The organism is Propioniferax innocua, assembly GCF_006716235.1.
In the GTDB taxonomy this organism is placed as follows: Bacteria; Actinomycetota; Actinomycetes; order Propionibacteriales; family Propionibacteriaceae; genus Propioniferax; species Propioniferax innocua.
This window is the reverse complement of record NZ_VFOR01000002.1, coordinates 571,072-590,509: the sequence shown is the minus strand read 5'-3', so window position 1 is coordinate 590,509 and position 19,438 is coordinate 571,072. Positions and strand designations below refer to the sequence as shown.

Below are 19,438 nucleotides of genomic sequence, written 5' to 3'. Positions count from 1 at the left end.
CGACGCCACGGAACAGGCTCTGGGCGAGACGTTTGCCGAAACCATGGTCGGCCCCGATGACGTACCGCCCGATCCGACCGATCCGCTGGACCGTACTCGGTTCCCCATCGATGAGTGGCGGTTGGTCGAGAAGCATCCCGATGTCTCCGATCTCGGGACCACCGAGACTCTGTTCGCCGTCGGGAATGGTTATCTCGGGATGCGGGGCAACCCTGAGGAGGGGCGGCCGTCAGAGGAGTCGGGAACTTACGTCAACGGGTTCCATGAGACGTGGCAGATTCAGCACGCCGAAGGTGCCTACGGTTTCGCACGCGTCGGGCAGACCATCGTCAACGCCCCGGATGCGAAGGTCCTCAAGGTCTACGTCGATGACGAACCGCTCAACCTTGCCCACGCGGACCTGGTGGATTACGAGCGCAGCCTCGACTTCCGCTCCGGTCTGCTGCGGCGGCGTCTGGTCTGGCGCACGCCGGCGGGCAAGAAGGTGCAGGTTCACACGACGCGACTGGTGTCGTTCGCGCAGCGTCATCTCTCGGTGATGACGCTGGATGTCACGATGCTCGAGGGTGATGCCCCCATCGTGATCAGCTCCCAGGTGATCAACCGTCAGGACGGGGGTGATGAGTACACCGCCGATGAGGAGTTCGATCCGCGCAAGGCCGAGAGTCTGGCACACCGGGTACTCGAGCCACAGACGCAGTGGTGTGCCGACGGACGGATCCTGCTGGGGTACCGGACCGCGCAGTCCAAGCTGGGGATCGCCGTGGGCGTCGACCACGAGATGGTGACCGACAACGAGTGGTCGGCGGCCACCTCCACCGAGGCCGACCAGGGCAAGCAGGTCTACCGGATCTCCGCACGTGAGGGGCAGACGATCCATCTGGAGAAGCTTGCCGCCTATCACAACGGCCCGTCGGGTGTTCCGGTGCGAGAACTCTTTGATCGTTGCCGCCGGACGCTTGATCGTGCACGTATTGAGGGCGTCGAAGCGGTGTTGGACGCCCAGCGGGAATGGCTGGAGAAGTACTGGGCGAACGCCGATGTCGAGGTTGGTTCTCATCCGGCCGAGCAGCAGGCCATCCGATGGAACCTGTTCCAGCTCGCCCAGGCGTCCGCGCGTGCCGAGGTGGAGGGGGTCCCCGCCAAGGGCGTGACCGGCTCGGGGTATTCGGGGCATTACTTCTGGGACACCGAGGTGTATGTCCTGCCGTTCCTGACGTACACATTGCCCCAGGCCGCACGCAGTGCGTTGCGGTTCCGGTATCTCATGCTCGACGCGGCACGGCGCCGTGCGCGGGAGATGGCGCAGGACGGGGCTCTCTTCCCCTGGCGGACGATCAGCGGTGAGGAGGCGTCGGCCTATTACGCGGCCGGTACCGCGCAGTACCACATCGACGCCGACATCTCCTTCGCGCTGAGCAAATACGTCGACGCCACCGGTGACACCGACTTCCTTCTCGAGGAGGGGGTCGACATGTTGGTGGAGACCGCGCGCATGTGGGCCGATCTCGGTTTCTTCGATGAGAAGGGCGATGGACTTTTCCATATCCATTCGGTGACTGGCCCCGATGAATACACCACGGTCGTCAATGACAACCTGTTCACCAACACCATGGCCAGGTTCAACCTGCGGCGGGCCGCTGAGGTGGTGCAGGAACTCAAGGATCGTGACGGGGCCGACTATGACCGCATGGTGAAGCGGTTGGAGTTGGGGCCTGCCGAAACCGATTTCTGGCTCCGGTGCGCCGAGCAGATGGCCATTCCCTACGACGACCGGTTCGGAGTCCATCCGCAGGATCTCCACTTCCTGGAGCGTGAGGTGTGGGATCTGGCCGCGACACCGTTGGAGAAGCGCCCACTGCTGCTGCACTTCCACCCGCTGGTGTTGTATCGCTTCCAGGTGCTGAAGCAGGCCGACGTGGTGCTCGCGATGTTCCTGCAGGGGGACCAGTTCACGCTGGCGGAGAAGCGCGCCAACTTCGAGTACTACGACCCGATCACCACAGGGGACTCCTCGCTGTCGGCGGTGGTGCAGTCGATCATCGCTGCTGAGGTCGGTTATTCGGAACTGGCTCTGCGTTACTTTCATGCGGGTCTGTTCGTCGATCTCGACGACCGCCATGGGAACACCTCCGACGGTGTGCATGTCGCCTCCACAGGTGGTCTGTGGTCGGCGCTGGTCAACGGCTTCGGTGGCCTCCGCGATCACGGTGGGGTCATCTCGTTCGATCCGCGCCTGCCGGAACCGTGGCCCTCGTTGCGTTGGCGCATGCGGTTGCGGCAGACGCGACTCACCGTCACCGTCACCCAGGACGCCATCGAGCTCGCGGCAGAGGGCCCCAGGGTCGAGGTGTGGGTGCGCGGGGAGCAGGTGGCGGTGCCCGCCGACGACAGCGTCCGGGTCGAACTCACCGGACACGGGCCGCGGATCCCCGGTGAGGTCGGTGACGTGCCGTTGATCTGGGGGAAACCCCGGGATGAGGACTGACTGGTCGTGCTGACCACGCCACCGACAGGGGATATCCCCGAAGGGCCGCTGCGTATCGGGGATGTTGCCGAGTTGACAGGGCTGAGCCTGCGTTCAATCCGGCATTACGAGGAACTGGGCATCGTGATGCCTGCCCGCCGAACCAGTGGCGGATTTCGTGAATACGACTCCGAGGCCGTCGAACGGCTGCGTCTCATCATGCAGTTGCGGGTGGCTGGGATCGGACTCGATCAGGTGGGGACCATCGTGGACGCGTGCCGCGCGATGGAGACCGGTGGGAAGGCCGAGGGGTTGGCCGAAGCGATCGTGGAACTGGATTCCGCGGTGGCCGAACTCGAACGGCGTCTCGAAGTGGCGCGGAGCGTTCGTGCTCGTCTGGGAGGCTCCCCCCGGGGCTGACGCCCATCGATTTCAAGTCTCACATCGTGTCAGGTTAGAGTGTCGCGTCTTTTCCGCTCATCTTTGATGCCTGCCCGAACGGAGCCCCATGTCACGACCTTCTCGAAATGAGCGAACCCCACTCGAATTGAAGGACCCTGCCACGGACGACGGACTCGGGGCGTCCGAGGAACGTTCGCTCGATGTCGAGGGCTTCCCGCTGGTGCCCCCGGCCGATGAGGGAAGGTCGTCGGTTCTGGCAGCGTTGCGCAGCCCGCGTCGTCTCAAGACCGAGGTGTTGGCGGGCCTGGTGGTGGCGCTGGCATTGATTCCCGAGGCCATCAGCTTCTCGCTGATCGCAGGCGTTGACCCTCGTGTGGGGCTGTTCGCCTCTTTCACCATGGCCTGCACCATTGCGATCGTCGGTGGTCGCCCGGCGATGATCTCCGCTGCCACTGGGGCCATCGCCCTGGTGATCGCCCCGATCTCCCGCGAGCACGGTATGGATCATTTCATCGCGACGGTGCTGCTGGCTGGAGTGCTCCAGATCATCCTGAGCCTTCTGGGCGTGGCCCGTCTGATGCGGTTCATCCCGCGGATGGTGATGGTGGGCTTCGTCAACGCCTTGGCGATCCTCATCTTCATGGCACAGCTTCCGCAGTTGATCGGTCCCTCGATCCCGTGGATCGTGTATCCGTTGGTGGCGCTCGGCATCGTCATCATGGTCGGGTTGCCGCGATTGACGACGGTGGTGCCCGCTCCTTTGGTGGCGATCGCCATCGTGACCGCATTGGTGCAGCTGGCGGGGTGGAAGATGCCCACCGTGGGAGACCAGGGTGAGCTCCCATCCTCGCTGCCCACCCTGTTCATCCCCGATGTCCCGTGGACACTGGAGACGCTGAGGATCATCGGGCCAGTGGCGCTCGCCATGGCGCTCGTGGGCCTGCTGGAGTCGTTGATGACTGCCAAACTCGTGGACGACATCACCGACACGCACTCCAACAAGACCCGCGAGGGCTGGGGGCAGGGCGTTGCGAACATCGTGACCGGTTTCTTCGGCGGCATGGGTGGCTGCGCGATGATCGGGCAGACCATGATCAACGTGAAGGTTTCCGGTGCGCGGACGCGCATCTCCACCTTCCTCGCGGGTCTCTTCCTGCTGGGGTTGGTGATGCTCGCCGGGCCGGCAGTGGCGCGGATCCCCATGGCGGCGCTTGTGGCAGTGATGATCATGGTTTCGGTGGGGACGATGGACTGGCACAGCGTGGATCCCCGGACGCTGCGTCGCATGCCGCTGAGCGAGACCATCGTCATGCTCGTGACGGTCGTGGTGACGGTGACCACGCACAATCTCGCCTACGGCGTCATCATGGGCGTCAACGTCGCTTTCGTCGTCTTCGCACGTCGCGTGGCGCACTTTTCGACGGTGGAGAAGATCTCGGAGGTCGATGTCGACGGGGACGGTACGGTCGACCGGCGCGTCTACCGAGTGCATGGCGAGTTGTTCTTCGCCTCGAGCAATGATCTTGTCTACCAGTTCGACTACGCGGGTGATCCGGAGGAGGTCGTCATCGACATGTCCGGATCGCACATCTGGGACGCCTCCACCGTGGCCGCACTCGATGCGGTCGAGGCGAAATACGCCGCGAAGGGCAAGGACGTGAAGATCCTCGGTCTCAACCAGGCGTCCGCAGAGCGTCACGCAAAACTCAGCGGGTACCTCGGCGACGGGCACTGACCTTTCGAGAGGGGATTCGAGGGGGGGAGGGAATCCCGGCCACCCCATCGGCCGCTCACCCCATCGGCCGCTCACCACATCGGCCGCTCACCACATGGGCTGGCCACTCACGCAGGGATATCGCCGAACACGACGGCGCCCCGGTCACATGACCGGGGCGCCGTCTGCGTTGTGTTGTTCGGGGCCTGTGCGTCAGTAGACGACGACCTTGTCCCCAACCTTCACCTGTGTGTCATACAGCCACTGGAGACCTTCGTAGTCACGGATGTTCACACAACCGTGCGACGCGCCGGCATAACCGCGGGCGGCGAAGTCGTAGCTGTAGTGGACGGCCTGACCCCCGTCGAAGTACATCGCGAACGGCATCGGGGTGTTGCCGTACATCCACGAGACCTCGTCACGCACCTTGCGGAACACCTGGTGGGTGCCGTTGCGCGTCGGGGTGGAGGCCTTGCCGAAGCGTGCGTCGAAGGTCTTGATGACGCGGCCGTCGATCATCCAACGCATCTTGCGGTCGCCCTTGCTGATGCACAGCACGCGGCCGGTCTGGCAGCGCGGATCCACGTTCACATTGCCCTCGACACGGAACTTGCCGCCCTCGTAGTAGAGGCGTCCACCTTCGAAGTCCTGGGCCCAGCCCTTGCCGGTGCCGAACTCGTTGCCCTTGGGTGCGCCGAGGGAGCCGCGCTCGTAGCCTCGCTGGGCGTAACCCTCGAGGAGCTTGCCGCGGACGGTCCATGAACCGGTGCGGGCTGTCCAGATGATGATGCCGTTCTGGAAGCGGTTGACGCGGGATCCCTTGCCGCCGGAGAACTCCGAGGAGGTCGGCATGCCCAGCACGCCGTTCTCGCGGCCACGGTCGTGGTATTCGGAGAAGATCTTGCCGTAGACGGCATTGGCGTCGGCGCCGGTGGTCGGATGCCAGTAGATGGCGCCGCGATCGAAGGTGTTGACACGGACGCCGTGGCCGCCGGTGAACTCATTGCTGAGAGGGGCGCCGAGCGGGCCGCGTTCCCAATCGAGCTCGCCGTACTTCTTGACGATCTTGCCGTAGATGGCCTTCGCTCCGCGGTCGGCCTTCCAGATGATGAGGCCGCCGTGCTGGAAGCGTGTGACGCGGGTGCCGTGGCCGCCGGAGAATTCACTCGACATCGGGACGCCGAGAGCCGACGTGTGACGGCCCATCTGCATGTAGCGCTTGTAGATGTCGCCTCGGATGGTGCGGGTGCCGTTGCCGCGGCTCCAGTAGATGGCTCCATGCTCGAAGTAGGACACGCGGGCACCCTTGGCCTGACCTTCATTGCTGACCGGCAGGCCAAGCGGGCCGCGCTCCCAGTTGTACTTGGCGTACTCGTTGAGGATCATGCCGCGCACCATGTGGGCGCCGCCCTGTGGGGTCCACAGGGCCAGGCCGTGCTGGAAACGTTGGGCGACTGCTCCGCGTCCGACCGCGAACTCACCGCTGGTGGGCAGCCCGACCGGTCCGGAGGCGGAACCCTCGTTGGTGAAGACCTTGTAGATGTCGCCCAGGACTGCGTGTGCGCCGGTGCTCGGGCTCCAGTAGATCCGACCGCCGGTGAACTCGCTCTGCCGCGACCCCCGGGGTCCCTCGTACTCATTGGTGCGGGGGAAGCCGATCCGGTCCGTTCCGCCGATGGCATCCAGCTCCTGCAGGATCAGGCCACGGACGTACTTGGCGCCGGTCGACCTGCTCCAGTAGATCCGGCCGTTCTCGTAGTTCTGGTAGCGGCCGCCGTTGATGGCCTTCTCCGAGCCGGCCGACTTGCCGAGCCACGAGTTCTTCTTGCGGAGAGCCCGGATCGCCTCGGTGGCCTCCGAGGTCGCCTGTGCCTTCGGCGTCACCGTCGGGGTGGCCTGCGGGGTCGGCGACGGAGTCGGGGAAGCCGTCGGGGTGGGCGATGCCGTGGGCGTCGGAGTGGCCGTCGGCGTGGGCGTTGGAGTGGGTGTGGGCGTCGGAGTCGCGGTGGGGCTCGACGTCGCATCACCGGGGGCCGCCATGGCGAGGCCCGGGGTGGTGAACATCAGCGCTGCCGTGAGCACTCCGATCGCTGCTGTCTTCAACGACTTCATACAGCTTCCTTACTTCGTCAGCCGACCCATCGGGGCCGGTTCCCCCTGATGAAGCCCTGATCCGACCATGGGATTACAGGACACTTGCCACGGTACGGCCAAGGGCCGATTCTCGCTGAATCAGAAGGTCACGAACCGGCAACGATCACCTGACAGTTTGCTCACCCGGTGCTGGTGGGTCAGCCCTTCTTCGCGCGGTTGCGGGTCTTGGTCCGGTCGTGCGCGGAGAGCTCCACCTTGCGGATCCGCACGGCGTCAGGTGTCACCTCGAGGCACTCGTCCTCACGGCAGAACTCCAGGGCCTGTTCCATGTTGAGGAGCTTCGCCGGGATGAGTCGTTCGAGCTCATCACCGGTGGCTGAGCGCACATTGGTGAGCTTCTTCTCCTTGGTGGGATTGACGTCCATGTCGTCGGCACGCGAGTTCTCGCCCACGATCATGCCCTCGTACACCGGGTCGCCGGGGGAGACGAACATCGTGCCGCGCTCCTGCAGGTTGAACAGCGAGTAAGCGGTGACGACGCCGGCGCGGTCGGCCACCAGTGAACCGGTGGGGCGCGTCCGCAACTCACCCACCCACGGCTGGTACCCCTCGAAGACGTGGTGCATCATGCCGGTACCGCGGGTCTCGGTGAGGAACTCGGTGCGGAAACCGATGAGACCTCGCGCCGGGATGATGAACTCCATCCGGACCCATCCGGTGCCGTGGTTCACCATCTGCTCCAAGCGGCTTCGGCGGGTGCCCATCAATTCGGTGATGGTGCCCACGAACTCATCGGGGACATCGATGGTCAGACGCTCGAACGGCTCATGCAGCTTTCCGTCGATCTCGCGCGTCACCACCTGAGGCTTGCCGACGGTCAGCTCGAACGACTCGCGTCGCATCATCTCCACCAGAACCGCCAGCTGCAGCTCACCGCGGCCCTGCACCTCCCAGGTGTCGGGGCGTTCGGTGGTGCTGACGCGGACCGAGACATTGCCGATCAGTTCCTGATCCAATCGTGCCTTCACCAGCCGCGCGGTGAGGTTCTTGCCGGACTTGCCGGAGAGCGGAGAGGTGTTGATGCCGATCGTCATCGAGATCGACGGCTCGTCCACCTTGATGAGGGGCAGTGGCCGGGGATCGTTGGGGTCGGCGAGGGTCTCACCGATGGTGATGTCGTCGATGCCTGCGATGGCGGCGATGTCACCGGGACGGGCCACGTCGGCGGGTTTGCGCTCCAGGGCGTCGGTCATGAGGAGCTCCGAGAGCTTCACATGCTTGACCGAGCCGTCCCGGCGGCACCAGGCCACCGTCTGGCCGCGGCGGAGCTCACCTTCGGCGACGCGGAGCAGCGCAAGACGACCCAGATAGGGGGAGGCGTCGAGGTTGGTGACGAGGGCCTGCAGTGGGGCGCCCTCGGTGTACTCGGGGGCGGGGACGTGCTCCATGATCGTCTCGAAGAGGGGCTCGAGGTTCTCCGAGTCGGGCATCTCGCCGTTCTCGGGACGGTTCTGGGAGGCCCGTCCCGCCTTGGCCGAGGCATAGACGACCGGGAAGTCGAGGATGTCGGTGTCGTCGTCCTCGATCAGGTCCATGAACAGGTCGTAGACCTCTTCGACGACTTCGGGGATCCGTGAATCGGGGCGGTCCACCTTGTTGACCACCACGATGATCGGAAGTTTCTTGGCCAGGGCCTTGCGCAGCACGAAGCGGGTCTGGGGCAGCGGCCCTTCGGAGGCGTCGACCAACAGGATGACGCCGTCGACCATTTCCAGGCCACGTTCGACCTCGCCACCGAAATCGGCGTGGCCCGGGGTGTCGATGATGTTGATGGTGACCTCGTCACCGTTGATCACGTGCTTGACGGCGGTGTTCTTCGCCAGGATCGTGATGCCCTTCTCACGTTCGAGGTCCATCGAGTCCATGACGCGGTTGTCGACGTCGGATCCTTCACGGAATGCACCGGACTGCCAGAGCATGGCGTCCACCATCGTGGTCTTTCCGTGGTCGACGTGGGCGATGATGGCGATATTGCGCAGATCGGCGCGTGTGGGCATGAACGTTCTTCCTGGTCGGGAGCGGCCGTGCGTGGCCGATGGTGATCCTCTCACACCTCTTGTCGTGAACCTTCGTCCTTTCGACCCTCCTCGTCGTCGTCAGCCCATGTCGTCGTCAATCCATGTCGTCGTCAATCCATGGGGGGCCTGTCGGTCCGGCGGCAGGTCACTTCGTCGGGAACAACGGGTCGGGGATTTCCCTGACGCGACGCTTGTGCACGACGATCATGATCGTGCCGATGAGCCAGCCGGCAGCGCCGACCGTGAGCCACGTCATCGGTCCGTCGCCCAGGCCCAGCCACCGCATCAGGTCCGTGGCCACGTAGGTGCCGAAGTGGATCCCCACCGCGGGCCAGATGCTGCGCGTCACCACCACGGCCGCCGCTGCGAACATGGCGAAGCCGCTCGCGTGGAGTGCGTACAGCCAAGGACTGGCGTCGTTCCCCTGGGAGAGCAGGTGCAGGGAACCGAATGAAAGGGCGCTGATCGCGGCCACCACCCACGGGCGGCGACGCATCTCCAGGGTCTGCATCAGATAGCCGCGGTAGATGAGCTCCTCGCAGAACGATGCGTGGATCAGGGCTCGGAAGATGAGGTCCATCACCGTCATCCATGCGGCCGGATAGGCGCTGGGTTCGGGCTCATAGGACACACCGGCCGTGCGGGCGATGAAGCCGACGGTCATCGTCAGCGCGGTCATGGCCAGCAGCGCCCCCACGAACCAGACGATGTCGACGGAGCGCCACGTGAGGCCGGCCTGACGCCACGGGCGGCGGTCGACGAACCGCATGAGGACCCACACGATCACCAAGGTGGCGGCGACCATGCCGAGCGAGGGCAGCTCCAGGAGCAGCAGATCGAGGAACGAATCCGGCTCCGGATCGATGAATTCGTGCAGGGGCCAGGCGATCAACCCGGCGAGCGCCCCACCGACAAAGGTCAGGAACATGGCCGCGACGGTGAATGCCAGTCGGGCGACCCAGTGGAACCGGCGCGTCGGAGGGCCGGATGCGGTGTCCGGTGACGTCGTCGCGGATGTGCCCACGTTCATTGTTCTCCTTGGTGCTCAGGTGACCCATGATGAACCGGTCATGTCGGCGCCATTGAAGCCATGTTGAGATGTGGGTGTCATGAACCAAAGATGAACGGCGGGTGTCGTCCCCCCTTGGCCCGGGCCGTTGGTCAGGTGAAGGGGGCCGGAGCGTCGGCTTCGGTCACGGTGTGGGCGCCCCTACGCTGGGGTCATGGCACCGCGCACTTCCCCGCGCCCCGCACCCAAGCGGGCTGCGTCCCGTCTTCCGATCTCTTCCCGGCGAGCGGCCGTGGGCATCGGTGCGCTGGTGCTGGTGGTCTTCGGGGGCAGCGCGGTGGTCCTCGGCTCCTACGAGGAGCGCGTGGGGAATGCCGTGGCCGGGCCGGAGGATCCCGAGATCGAGGTCGTGCCCACACCGACTCCCACGCCGACGCCGACCCCCACTCCCGAGCCCCCAGAAACGCCCCAGCCCCCGCCGGCGGACATCGATCACCCCAACAGCGTCGACGTGGTGGTGAACAAACAGCGCCCACTGCCGGCGGACTACGGCCCCACCGACCTGACCAATCCGGCCCACGTTCCCAACCCCAGCGGTGAGCTCCTGCGCCCCGAGGCGGCCCGTGCCCTGGACGAGATGCACGGAGCCGCACGGGCCGCCGGTGTGGAGTTCTCGATCACCAGCGGATACCGCTCCTTCCAGGAGCAGGAGGCCATCTATACGCAGAAGCGTGCCGAGCGTGGCGACGAGGCCGACCTCGTGAGTGCCCGCCCCGGTCACAGCGAGCATCAGACCGGGCTGGCCGCCGACGTGGGACGTCCCGATGGGCAATGCACGCTTCAGCCCTGCTTCGGTGAGACCGCTGAAGGAAAGTGGCTCGCCGAGAACGCTTGGCGATACGGCTTCCTGCTCCGATACCCACAGGATCTGACGCCGGTGATCGGCTACGCCTACGAGCCATGGCATTTCCGCTTCGTCGGTATCGAGACCGCGACGCGGATGCATCACGAAGGGGTGCGGACCCTCGAGGAATATCGTGGTCTTCCCGCAGCGCCCGATTACCCCTGAGCCCGTTTCATCCCTGAGCCCGTTCAGCCGTCGGGTGGTCATTCACGGCGAATCTGTGGCGCCCGCCGGGCGAACTCATCGGTGAAGGCTTTGCGCACCGCAGCATTGTCGAGGACGCCACTCGCTGTGCGGAAGCGTCCTTGGGCGACGCGTTCACAGACCGAAATCCAGGCCTGACCCATCGCGAACGTGAAGGCGGAGGCGACGCCGGCCCCGATGACCCCGCCGGTGATGCTGCCGGCTCCCGGGAGGAGCTTGATGAGGTTCGTGACGGCGGTGCGTCCGCCCACCGTGGCCGCCGAGGTGGAGGCCACTGCAAGCATTGCCGCGCGGTCGAATGGAATGTTGAACACGTGGGAGATGCGGGCCATCATGCCGAGCTGGATGGGTACGAGCGCGGCGGCATCTGCGAACGGGATCGGTGTTGCGGCCACGCCTGCGGCGGTGGCTGCTGCTGCGGTCACCGCTCTCTGCGCGACGCTCTTCTTCGCTTGGGGATCAATCGTCTGCGCGCTCGCGAGCGCCTCGTGGACAGCCTCGGGTGTTGTGCGAAAGGTCTCGCGCAACAGCTCCATCAAGCCGTGTGCTGGCTGACCGGTGAACCGGTCCCTCGCTGCGTTGGTCATGTGGGGGTGCCCCACGATGGGCAGCCCCATGTCTGCGATGTGGTGTGCCATGGCTATGGCGTCGGGATGGAAACGACCCTGGTCGTCCCGGGGCACCTGCGTCAGCACCACGAGGGTGGGGACGCCGAGCCTGTCGAGCTCGCGGATGAAATCGGCCTCGGAATCTTCGAAACGGCGGTCCATGGGGCGTACGCAGTACCAGGCGACGTGCATCTGTTCGGCCAGCGGTAGCCGGCGCGTGGTGCGGATCAGCTTGCGCAGGTCGCCGATGAGTTGCTTGTCGTCGCGTCCGACTTCCAATCCTTCGGTGTCGATGAGGCCGAGGCGTCCGCGTTTGTCGAGATAGAGATGGCTGCCGCGGGTGACCGGTTCGCCGATTCCGGTCCGTGCCACCTCTTCGCCGAAGATCGCGTTGATGAGTGTGGACTTGCCGACACCGGTCTTGCCGAAGACTGCGAGATTGAAGCGCCCAAGCTGTTCGCTGGTGCGCTCGAACTCCGATTTGAAGGAGTCGGTGAACCACTGAGACATGCGAGCCTCCTGTCTGGTGGGGTCGTGGGGACCACTGACTCATCGTTGCACAGCGGGATGAGGCGGCTGGTTGAGAGCCGGAAGGTCTGTTCAGGTTCTCGGCCGCGTTGGACGGCAAGGCGGAACTGCGCGTCGAGATTTCACTTGGCCTGGAGTCGTTCTGCGCAGATGACCCGGAGGTCGCACGGCTCCGTGAGGAAGCAGCGAACCGTCCGGCCGGGGTGCGCAGACTCCTTGAGAAGCGCGTGGAGAAAGCCAAGAAGGGCATCGTCGACCGAGCCGCTGATGACTATTACCCCGACTGGCGCGCCCGGCTGGCCCGACACTGTGCTCAGATCGAGGAGTACCGGCGCCCCCTGACCGATCCGGGCCTGGTGCCCGTCCTGACGATGGCCTGCCTCACCGACCGCGTCGACATCCCCACGGTGGGGGCCGTGCTGACCTCTATCCGAGAAGCCGAGCCTGCGGTCACGATTCGCTTTCTCGGGCCTTGGCCGGCCTACTCCTTCACGGATATGGAGATCGGTGCCAGCAGACCTTCGGGAACATGATCACACTTCGGGCTGACTGAGATCTTTCCTCATGATGCCCGGCTGAGCCGGCATGGTCGGCTCTCGAACCGAGGCCGCATATCCCAGCGGCATACTCACCAAAGGATATGCGATCCCCGTGGACGGCAAGACAGGGGGAGGGTGCTGGGCGGCACGACCGGAGTTGACAGAATAGGTTCCGTGCCTGATACGAAGCAGATGGAAACGAAACAGATCGGGGTCACCGAGCTTGCCTTGCGCGACGCCCACCAGAGCCTCATGGCCACGCGCATGGCCATGGAGGACATGGTTGACGTCTGTGAGGATATCGACCGAGCCGGCTATTGGAGCGTCGAGTGCTGGGGTGGCGCGACCTTCGACGCATGTATCCGCTTCCTCAATGAAGATCCGTGGGAACGACTGCGGACTTTCCGTGAGTTGATGCCGAACTCACGTCTGCAGATGCTCCTGCGCGGCCAGAACCTGTTGGGTTACCGCCACTACGGCGATGGGGTGGTCGACAAGTTCGTGGAGAAGTCTGCGGAGAACGGTATGGACGTCTTCCGCGTGTTCGATGCGCTGAACGATCCGCGCAACCTCGAGCGCGCGATGGCGGCGGTGCGCAAGACGGGCAAGCATGCGCAGGGCACGATCTGCTACACGGTCTCGCCCCTGCATGACACCGAGAAGTACGTGCAACTTGCGGGACGTCTGCTCGACATGGGAGCCGAGTCGATCGCGCTGAAGGACATGGCTGCACTGCTCAAGCCACAGCCGGCCTACGACATCGTCAAGGGCATCAAGGACACCTACGGTGATGTGCAGATCAACGTGCACTGTCACTCGACGACCGGCGTCACCTTGGTGTCGCTGATGAAGGCCATCGAGGCCGGTGCCGATGTGGTCGACACCGCGATCTCGTCGATGTCGCTTGGGCCGGGGCACAACCCGACCGAGTCCCTCATCGAGATGCTGGAGGGCACCGGTTACTCAACCGGTGTCGACATGGAGCGTCTGGAGCGCGTGCGGGACCATTTCGCTGAGGTGCGCCCGCGTTACGCCGAGTTCATGTCGGCCATCACCGGCGTCGACACCGACATCTTCAAGTCGCAGATCCCCGGCGGCATGATCTCGAACATGGAGTCGCAGTTGAAGGCGCAGGGCGCCGGTGACCGCGTCAAGGAGGTCATGGAGGAGGTGCCGCGGGTCCGTGAGGACGCGGGATTCCCTCCGCTGGTCACACCGTCGAGCCAGATCGTGGGCACACAGGCGGTGTTCAACGTCCTGATGGGTCGCTACAAGGTGCTGACCGGCGAGTTCGCCGATCTCATGCTCGGCTACTACGGCGAATGCCCGGGCGAACGTTCTGCTGAGGTGACCGCCCTGGCCGAGGAGCAGACCGGGAAGTCCCCGATCACGCAGCGACCGGCTGACCTGATCGAGCCCGAGTGGGAGAACCTCCGTGTGGAGGCTGCTGAACTGCCGGGGGCTGACGGAACCGACGAGGACGTGCTGACGTACGCGATGTTCCCGGGAGTGGCGCCCAAGTTCTTCACCACGCGTCATGAGGGGCCGAAGAACGTCGGCAAGACCGCCGAACAGGTCAAGAAGGAGGCCGACGCCGCCAGTGGTGCGAGCAAGGCCATCCGTGAACCGATCAAGTACAACGTCACGGTCGGCGATCACTCGCACACCGTCAGCGTCGAACCTGCCTGAGGACATCAAGTATGAGCACAGAAACCAACATCCCTTCGATGGCGGACCGCCTCGAGCAGCTGGCCGAGGCCAAGGCCAAGGTGTCGGTCGGTGGCGGTGAGGAACGTATCGCGAAGCAGCACGAGCGCGGCAAACTCAGCGCTCGGGAGCGTATCGACGCTTTCGCCGACCCCGGAACGTTCACCGAGAGCGGCATGTTCGCCAAGCATCGCACCGTCTATTTCGGCATGGACAAGGCCGAGGCCCCTGCAGATGGCGTCGTGACCGGTTCTGCCGCAGTACTCGGGCGGCCGGTGCACATCGCCTCGCAGGACTTCACCGTGATGGGTGGCTCGGCCGGCGAGACGCAGTCGAACAAGGTCGTGGACATGATGAAGGCTGCCCACACCACGGGCACTCCCTTCGTGTTCATCAACGATTCCGGTGGCGCGCGTGTCCAGGAGGGCATCGATTCGCTCTCCGGCTACGGCCGCGTGTTCTTCAACAACGTGCTGCTTTCCGGTGTCGTACCGCAGATCTCCATCATTGCCGGGCCCTGCGCCGGTGGTGCGGCCTACTCGCCCGCGTTGACCGACTTCATCATCCAGACGCGCAAGTCGCACATGTTCATCACCGGTCCCAACGTGATCAAGGCCGTCACCGGCGAACAGGTGACTGCGGACGATCTGGGTGGCGCGGACTCGCACATGGCTCGGTCGGGTGTCGCTCACTTCGTGGCCGATGACGATGAGCAGGCACTGCTCATCGCCAAGAAGCTGCTGAGCTTCCTGCCGCAGAACAACACCGAGGACCCGCCGGTGCTCGACGGGTTCGAGGAGGTCGAGGCGAACCCCGAGCTGCGCGATGTGGTCCCCGTCGACGGCAGCAAGGGCTACGACGTGCGCGACGTGATCGGGAATATCGTGGACGGCGCTGACTTCCTCGAGGTGCAGGCCGGTTACGCACAGAACCTCGTGGTGGGCTTCGCCCGCATCACCGGACGCACCGTCGGCGTCATCGCCAACCAGCCCAGCGTGATGTCGGGTGTGCTCGACATCAATTCCTCCGACAAGGGCTCGCAGTTCATCCGGTTCTGCAACGCGTTCAACATTCCGCTGCTGACGCTGGTGGATGTGCCCGGTTTCCTCCCGGGCGTCGCCCAGGAGCATGGCGGCATCATCCGCCATGGCGCCAAGATGCTGTACGCGTACTCGGCGGCCACGGTGCCGAAGATCACCGTGGTGCTCCGCAAGTCCTACGGCGGCGCCTACCTGGCCATGTGCGGCAAGGATCTTGGTGCAGACCGCGTCTTTGCGTGGCCGACGGCCGAGATCGCGGTGATGGGTGCCGATGGCGCGGCGAACATCGTGTTCAAGCGCGAGATCGCCGAGGCCGAGGATCCGGAGGCCAAGCGCGCCGAACTTGTGGAGTTGTACCGGGAAACCTTCTCGACCCCCTACATGGCTGCATCGCGCCGCCTCGTCGATGACATCATCGATCCGGCAGACACGCGCCGTGAGGTCTCCATGGCGCTCGAGGTGCTGGTCAACAAGCGCGAGCTCCGCCCGAACAAGAAGCACGGCCTCGGGCCGACGTGAGGTGGGAACCATGGCAGAAGACACAGCAGAGCTACTCGCGCTCGTACGCGGGATCTCCGAACGGTTGGAGAAGGTCGAGGGCGAACTGGCAGAGCTCAAGGCCGCTCGCAGCAAGGAGATTCCCGAAGAAGTGGTGATGGCGATCTCCGCGGCCGTTGCTGCCTATATGGGGCACCGCGCCAAGGTGAAGGCCGTGCGGTTCCACCGTCAGGGCGCGTGGACTGCACAGGGCCGTTCGTACGTCCAGAGTCGTTCCGTCCCCCACGTCCGCTGATACGCGTAAGGAAGTCACATGAAACTGAAGGTAACGGTCAACGGGACTGCCTACGAGGTCGACGTGGAGGTGGCCGAGGAAGAGCGTCCGGCCCTGGGGTCGATCGTTGTCGGCGGCACTGGCCCGACGCCGGCAGCTCCGACCAGCGCGTCGGTGCAGGCCGCCACCGCGAATGCAGTGGTCGCTCCACTGGCCGGCTCGGTCGCCAAGATCCTCGTGAACGAAGGCGATGAGATCGAGGCCGGGCACGTTCTCATGACGCTCGAGGCCATGAAGATGGAGACCGAGATCACTGCGCCCAAGGAGGGCAAGGTCACCGCCATCCATGTCGATTCCGGGGAGGCGGTGCAGGGCGGGCAGCCCCTGCTCGACCTGGAATGAGGTTCAGCCCAGTGCCATGACGCCGCGCGCGATGGTGCTGATCGCTCCGATGCCGGCCAGGGTGAGCGCGATTCCGCGTGCTCTCCCGGCCGGCATCCTGCGTGTTGCGAGCTTCCCCAGCCAACCACCGATCAAGACGGCCGTGATCACACCCGGGATGAGCCAGAACGACGCGTCCAGAGCGGTGATCGACCCGGTCGCCGCCTTGGCGATGAGGGACATGGCGCCGAGCGTCATGAAGGTGGGTTGCATCGTGGCCGCATAGCGACGGTGTTCCCACCGCGTCATCAAGGCGTAGATGATCATGGCCGCTGCTGCGACGCCGGCGGTGACATTGAAGAACCCGCCCAGGGCACCTGCGATGACGCCACCGAGGACGACCGGCACGAACGGGGGATTGCGGACGCTCACGGTCAGGCCGAGGGAAAGCAGGACGACACCGCCGACCAGGATCTGAAGCCACGCGTGGGGGAGCGAGCCCACCAGCAGCGCTCCTGCGAGCACCCCGGCGGATGCGGAGGCGCACAGCACGCCCCAACGACGCCACTCGACATCACGCCGGACGGACAGCGTGAGCATGAACCCCGACGCCGTGGTGATCACATTCGTGAGGACGATGCCCTCGACAGGGCCCATGAGCAGAGCGGCCACCGGCGCGACCACGAGCCCCACACCGGTCCCCGAGAGCCGCTGCAGTGCTGCGCCGGTCACGACGAACAAGCACAGCACTGCAGCACTCATCATGGCGACATGATGTCAGAGGATGATGACGCCGAGTGGCGTGACCTCCGCGAAGGTCAGCGAGCAGCCTTGGGGTCGGGCTGTTGTGTGCTGGCCGTGACTCCGTGGGGGTTCATGAAGTGTTCCATCGAGAGGATCTCGTCGAGCCGCTCCTCTGACATGACCCCCATCTCCAGGGCGACCTCGCGGACCGACTTGCCGGTGCGCGCGCACTCCTTGCCGATCAGGTCGCCGTTGTGGTGTCCGATGAAATCATTGAGGTAGGTGACGATACCGATGGACGTCATCACGTAATCGTGGCACCGCTCGACGTTCGCGGTGATCCCTTCGACGCAGCGTTCACGCAGGTTGTCGCAGGCGTTGGTGAGCAGGGACACCGATTCGAACATCGACGAGGCGATCACCGGCTCCATGACGTTGAGCTGCAGCTGCCCTGCCTCGGCAGCCCATGTGACGGTGACATCGTTGCCGAACACCTTGAAGCAGGCCTGGTTGACCACCTCGGGGATGACCGGATTCACCTTGGCCGGCATGATCGAGCTACCAGCCTGGAGTTCGGGCAGGTTGATCTCCTTGAGGCCGGCGCGTGGACCCGATGAGAGCAGTCGCAGGTCGTTGCAGATCTTCGAGAGCTTCATCCCGAAGCGCTTGAGCGCGGCATGCACAAGAACGTAGGCACCGCAGTCGTTGGTCGCTTCGATCAGGTTCGGTGCAGGGCTGCAGTCATAGCCGGTGACCTCGCTCAACTTCTTCACCGCCAGTTCCGAGTAGCCCGGAGGAGTGTTGATGCCGGTGCCGATCGCGGTTGCTCCGAGGTTCACCATCAGCAACAACTTGCTGAAATTCTGGACGTGGCCCAGATCCTCCTTGATGGTCGCGGCCCAGGCGCCGAACTCCTGCCCCAATGTCATGGGAACCGCGTCCTGCAACTGGGTGCGGCCCATCTTGAGGACGTCGGCGAACTCGGTCTCCTTCTTCTCGAACGCGGCGATCAGATTCTCCATCGCTGTGATGAGCGTCTGCAGTTCGGTGTGAAGACCGATCCGGAAGCCCGTGGGGTAGGCATCGTTCGTCGACTGGCTGCGGTTCACGTGGTCGTTGGGGTTGATCTTGTCGTAGGCGCCGTGCGGTTCGCCGATGTGCTCCAGCGCGAGGTTCGCGATGACCTCATTGGTGTTCATGTTCACCGACGTGCCGGCTCCTCCTTGGAACACGTCGATGGGGAACTGGTCCATGCAGCGACCGTTCTCCAGGATCTCGTCGCAGGCCCACACGATCGCGTCTTTGATGTCTTCGGGGAGAGCTCCCAGCTCGGCGTTCGCCAGGGCGGTGGCCTTCTTGACCTGCACCATGCCTCGGATGAAGGAGGGGACCTCGTTGATGGTGCGATCCGAGATCGTGAAGTTCTCCATCGCTCGAAGCGTGTGGATGCCGTAGTAGGCGTCTGTAGGCACTTGCTTCTCGCCGAGCAGATCCACTTCATTCCGCCACGTGGTCACGTTTCCTCCGAGGGTAGTCATCTGATATGGCAGCACCAATGCTACGCGGCGTAGTATTTCTTGTGTCGTTGGGTGCATGGCCCCGTCGTGTCGCGCAAGCGGCGTCCTCTCGTGCCGAGCCACACCTCCGTGTAGGGCGGCGTAGTGTGGCGGCCCGGGAACATTTGATGGGCCGATGAGCCCGGATGGATCGACAGAACCGGACGGATCGACAGACAGGGAGATGCCATGGATGCCAGTGGTGCCATTCGTGAAGCGTTGGAGGACCTGGGCCTGCCATGGCAGGAGAAGACCGACGTCTTCACCGTGACTCTTCCCGGCGAGCACAAGCTGCAGACCGAGTGTGCGTTGGTGCTGGATGCGCACTCGTTGCAGATCCGCGCCTTCGTCGCCAGGCACCCCGATGAGAACCATCTGGAGGTCTACCGATGGTTGCTGGAACGCAATCTGAAGACCTATGTGGTGGCTTTCAGCGTCGACCATCAAGGCGATATCCACCTGACCGGACGGATCAGCCGGGAAGCGGTCACCCCGGCCGAAGTGGATCGGTTGCTGGGGGCCGTCGCCGAAGCCGCAGATTCCTCGTTCAACTCGATCCTCGAACTCGGTTTCGCCAGCGCCATCCGGAAGGAGTGGCAGTGGCGTCTGGACCGGGGGGAGTCCACGCACAACCTCGCGGCGTTCGAACACCTGCGTCCCGACGCCACCTGACCCTGAACTGATCGATGCA

At 64.6% G+C, this 19,438-nt stretch carries 16 protein-coding genes; 10 read left to right on the top strand and 6 right to left on the bottom strand.

Annotated features, from left to right (window positions below):
- Positions 1–43 precede the first annotated feature (43 nt).
- The 3 genes from FB460_RS09480 (at position 44) to FB460_RS09470 (ending at position 4,604) form a co-directional block, all read left to right on the top strand.
- A complete protein-coding gene (locus FB460_RS09480) occupies positions 44–2,488 on the top strand; it encodes a glycoside hydrolase family 65 protein (RefSeq protein WP_142094301.1) in 2,445 nt (814 codons plus the stop codon).
- 6 nt (positions 2,489–2,494) lie between these two features.
- A complete protein-coding gene (locus tag FB460_RS09475) occupies positions 2,495–2,887 on the top strand; it encodes a helix-turn-helix domain-containing protein (RefSeq protein WP_170210034.1) in 393 nt (130 codons plus the stop codon).
- Between the two features lie 88 nt (positions 2,888–2,975).
- Positions 2,976–4,604 (top strand): SulP family inorganic anion transporter, encoded by a 1,629-nt coding sequence (locus FB460_RS09470; RefSeq protein ID WP_142093893.1) that lies wholly within the window; start codon positions 2,976–2,978, stop codon positions 4,602–4,604.
- A 192-nt stretch (positions 4,605–4,796) separates the two neighbouring features.
- Here FB460_RS09470 and FB460_RS09465 read toward each other — a convergent pair whose 3' ends face one another.
- The 3 genes from FB460_RS09465 to FB460_RS09450 all read right to left on the bottom strand — a co-directional run bounded on the left by FB460_RS09465 (position 4,797) and on the right by FB460_RS09450 (position 9,785).
- Positions 4,797–6,695 (bottom strand): L,D-transpeptidase family protein, encoded by a 1,899-nt coding sequence (locus FB460_RS09465; protein ID WP_170210033.1) that lies wholly within the window; start codon positions 6,693–6,695, stop codon positions 4,797–4,799.
- Positions 6,696–6,874: 179 nt separating this feature from the next.
- Positions 6,875–8,734 (bottom strand): translational GTPase TypA, encoded by a 1,860-nt coding sequence (gene typA / locus FB460_RS09455; protein ID WP_142093891.1) that lies wholly within the window; start codon positions 8,732–8,734, stop codon positions 6,875–6,877.
- A gap of 166 nt (positions 8,735–8,900) precedes the next feature.
- Entirely contained in the window at positions 8,901–9,785 is an 885-nt protein-coding gene (locus FB460_RS09450) for a CPBP family intramembrane glutamic endopeptidase (RefSeq protein ID WP_142093890.1), read from the bottom strand.
- Between the two features lie 193 nt (positions 9,786–9,978).
- Between FB460_RS09450 and FB460_RS09445 the strand changes: the two genes are divergently transcribed.
- Entirely contained in the window at positions 9,979–10,833 is an 855-nt protein-coding gene (locus FB460_RS09445) for a M15 family metallopeptidase (protein WP_142093889.1), read from the top strand.
- A gap of 38 nt (positions 10,834–10,871) precedes the next feature.
- Here FB460_RS09445 and FB460_RS09440 read toward each other — a convergent pair whose 3' ends face one another.
- On the bottom strand, positions 10,872–11,990 hold the full coding sequence (locus FB460_RS09440; RefSeq protein WP_142093888.1) for a GTPase family protein: 1,119 nt from the start codon (positions 11,988–11,990) through the stop codon (positions 10,872–10,874).
- A gap of 107 nt (positions 11,991–12,097) precedes the next feature.
- Here FB460_RS09440 and FB460_RS09435 point away from each other — a divergent pair, with 107 nt between their 5' ends.
- The 5 genes from FB460_RS09435 to FB460_RS09415 all read left to right on the top strand — a co-directional run bounded on the left by FB460_RS09435 (position 12,098) and on the right by FB460_RS09415 (position 16,468).
- Positions 12,098–12,541, top strand: coding sequence for a GvpL/GvpF family gas vesicle protein (locus FB460_RS09435; protein ID WP_170210032.1), 444 nt, complete (start codon positions 12,098–12,100; stop codon positions 12,539–12,541).
- A gap of 198 nt (positions 12,542–12,739) precedes the next feature.
- Positions 12,740–14,236 carry a methylmalonyl-CoA carboxytransferase subunit 5S gene (locus tag FB460_RS09430; RefSeq protein WP_142094300.1) on the top strand — a complete coding sequence of 499 codons (1,497 nt, stop codon included), beginning with the start codon at positions 12,740–12,742 and terminating at the stop codon, positions 14,234–14,236.
- Between the two features lie 11 nt (positions 14,237–14,247).
- On the top strand, positions 14,248–15,813 hold the full coding sequence (locus FB460_RS09425) for an acyl-CoA carboxylase subunit beta (protein WP_142093886.1): 1,566 nt from the start codon (positions 14,248–14,250) through the stop codon (positions 15,811–15,813).
- 10 nt (positions 15,814–15,823) lie between these two features.
- Complete coding sequence (locus FB460_RS09420; protein ID WP_142093885.1) at positions 15,824–16,087, top strand: hypothetical protein; 264 nt, start codon at positions 15,824–15,826, stop codon at positions 16,085–16,087.
- 18 nt (positions 16,088–16,105) lie between these two features.
- Positions 16,106–16,468: a biotin/lipoyl-containing protein gene (locus FB460_RS09415; RefSeq protein ID WP_142093884.1), complete on the top strand. Its 363-nt coding sequence runs from the start codon at positions 16,106–16,108 to the stop codon at positions 16,466–16,468.
- A gap of 3 nt (positions 16,469–16,471) precedes the next feature.
- Here FB460_RS09415 and FB460_RS09410 read toward each other — a convergent pair whose 3' ends face one another.
- Both FB460_RS09410 and aspA read right to left on the bottom strand, forming a co-directional pair.
- Positions 16,472–17,212: a sulfite exporter TauE/SafE family protein gene (locus FB460_RS09410; protein ID WP_142093883.1), complete on the bottom strand. Its 741-nt coding sequence runs from the start codon at positions 17,210–17,212 to the stop codon at positions 16,472–16,474.
- Between the two features lie 53 nt (positions 17,213–17,265).
- Positions 17,266–18,708, bottom strand: coding sequence for an aspartate ammonia-lyase (aspA, locus tag FB460_RS09405; protein ID WP_170210031.1), 1,443 nt, complete (start codon positions 18,706–18,708; stop codon positions 17,266–17,268).
- Positions 18,709–18,936: 228 nt separating this feature from the next.
- Here aspA and FB460_RS09400 point away from each other — a divergent pair, with 228 nt between their 5' ends.
- Entirely contained in the window at positions 18,937–19,419 is a 483-nt protein-coding gene (locus tag FB460_RS09400) for a type III secretion system chaperone family protein (RefSeq protein WP_142093881.1), read from the top strand.
- Positions 19,420–19,438: the final 19 nt, after the last annotated feature.